2 protein-coding genes are annotated in these 2,052 nt (G+C 74.1%); one reads left to right on the top strand and one right to left on the bottom strand.

Features of this window, described 5'->3' with window-relative positions; all coding sequences use genetic code 11:
- Positions 1 to 921, top strand: a 921-nt coding sequence (locus VB737_RS16460) for an alpha/beta hydrolase family protein (RefSeq protein WP_500314546.1), incomplete at its 5' end; no start/stop codon positions are given.
- A 28-nt stretch (positions 922 to 949) separates the two neighbouring features.
- Here VB737_RS16460 and VB737_RS16465 read toward each other — a convergent pair.
- Entirely contained in the window at positions 950 to 1,969 is a 1,020-nt protein-coding gene (locus VB737_RS16465; RefSeq protein ID WP_500314548.1) for an ABC transporter permease, read from the bottom strand.
- Positions 1,970 to 2,052: the final 83 nt, after the last annotated feature.

Genomic DNA, 2,052 nt, shown 5'->3' on the forward strand with positions numbered 1-2,052 from the left:
GGCAGCGTCAGAGGGGAATACGAGACAGGCGCCGTGGGGCCCCGGCCCGCCGGGCTGCGCGCCGACTGCCGCGTCGCCGGGCTCTCCCATGCCCTGGCGGCCTCCGGGTTCCACCTCACGGGCCTGCTGGGTGCGGTGCTGGCCATCGGCCGGGGCCTCGGCCGCTGGGCGCGGCTGGGCCTGGGGGCCGGGGCCATGGCCCTGTTCCTGCTGCTGGCCGGCCCCCAGCCCTCGGTGGTACGGGCGGTGCTGATGGGGGCCCAGCGCCGGGGCGAGTTCTCCGTGCGGGGCCGGGGGGTGGTGCTCTTCGGCCATTCGATGGGGGCCCTCTCCGCCCTGCTGGCGGCGGGGGTGGTGCCGGAGGCGGGTCTCGCCGAGCGCTGCCGCAAGGCCCTCGACCGCCTGCCGATCGCCAACCCCTCGCGGCTGCTGCAGTGCCAGCTGCCCAGCACCGACCTGCCGAAGCGCTCCTCCCCCCCCGCCGACCTGCGGGGGCTGGTGCTGCTCAACAGCTTCGGCAGCCTGCTCTGGCCGCGGCGGGGGCTGGCCTCCCTGGGGGTGCCGGTGCTGATGGTCGGCGGCAGCCTTGACCTGGTGACGCCGCCGCTGGAGGAGCAGCTGCGCCTCTTCCTCCAGGCCAGGGATCCCCGCAGCCGGCTGGTGATGGTGGAGGGGGGCAGCCATTTCTCCCCCGTGCGGCTGATGCCCACCGACGAGGTGCTGTTCCGCCTCGATGAGGATCTGGTGGGGGTGGACCCGGCCCTGGTGCAGTCGGCGCTGCTGCGCCTGACCACCGAATACCTCCAGACCCTGGAGCAGCCCCTGCTGCTGCCGGCCCAGCGGCGGGTGCAGCAGGGGGTGACCCTCGATGTGCTCGATGCCGCCGCCGCCCGGCGCTGGAAGGCCGCTCTGAAGCCCTGACGCGGCGGCCTCGCCCCAGGACAGGGGCTCAGAAGCGGATGCGCGGATCGAGCAGGGCCACCAGCAGGTCCACCAGCACGGTCACCAGCACCACCAGGGCCGCCACCACCACCACGATGCCCTGCACCACGGGATAATCGCGCTGGGCGATCGCCTCCTGCAGCCGGAAGGCGATGCCCGGCCAGGAGTAGGTGACCTCGATCAGCAGGGCGCCGCCGATCAGGGAAGCCACCGTGATGCCGGTGATCGTCAGCACGGGCAGCAGGGCGTTGGGCAGGGCATGGTGCAGCACCACCCGTCGCTCACTCAGGCCCCGGCTGCGGGCCGCCTCCACATAGTCGGAGCCGAGGGCACGGCGCAGGTTGAGCCGCAGGGCATTGGTGAAGATGCCGCTGAGCAGCAGGCCCAGGGTGGCCGCCGGCAGCACTAGGTGGCGCAGGCTGCCGGCCAGCTGGCCCCAGTCGCCGGCCCGGAGGCTGTCGAGCAGGTAGAAGCCCGTGCCTTCCGGCGGCATCAGGGTGGCGGGGAAGCGTCCCCCCACCGGCAGCCAGCCCAGCCAGACGGCGAACACCAGCTGCACCACCATCGCGGCCCAGAAGGGGGGCAGGGCGTAGGTGCCGATGCCGTAAAGCCGGCCGGCCAGATCGATGCGTCCCTCCGGGCGGGCAATGCCGCTGAACCCCACCGCCAGACCCACCACGGCGGCCAGCAGCAGGGCCACCACGCCGAGTTCCAGGCTGGCGGGCAGGCTGGTCTGGATGATGCCGGTCACCGGTTCGCCGTTGGTGAGCGAGGTGCCCAGGTCGCCCCGCAGCAGATGGCCGAGGAACCGGCCGTACTGCTCGGGCAGGGGCAGATCCAGACCGAGCTGGGCCCGCAGGGCGGCGCGGGCCGCCTCCGGGGCGCGGGTGCCCAGCAGGGCGTCGATCGGATCGCCGGGGGCCACCCGCAGCAGCAGGAACACCAGCGAGGCGATCAGCCAGAGCATCACCGGAGCCAGGGCCAGGCGCGAGGCCAGGTAGCGCGCCAGGTCAGAACGGCGGCTCATGGCACCCGGGCGGCGGCGGCGGCGGGGAGGCGACGCAGCTCGCCCAGCATCACCCGGCCCGACCCGTCGAAGCGGGGCCGGCT

The organism is Synechococcus sp. BA-120 BA3, assembly GCF_034931285.1.
GTDB lineage: Bacteria > Cyanobacteriota > Cyanobacteriia > PCC-6307 > Cyanobiaceae > Cyanobium.

Bases quoted from the DNA above. Each gene is read 5' to 3' on its own strand.
- VB737_RS16465 (WP_500314548.1), bottom strand. From the start codon at position 1,969: ATGAGCCGCCGTTCTGACCTGGCGCGCTACCTGGCCTCGCGCCTGGCC.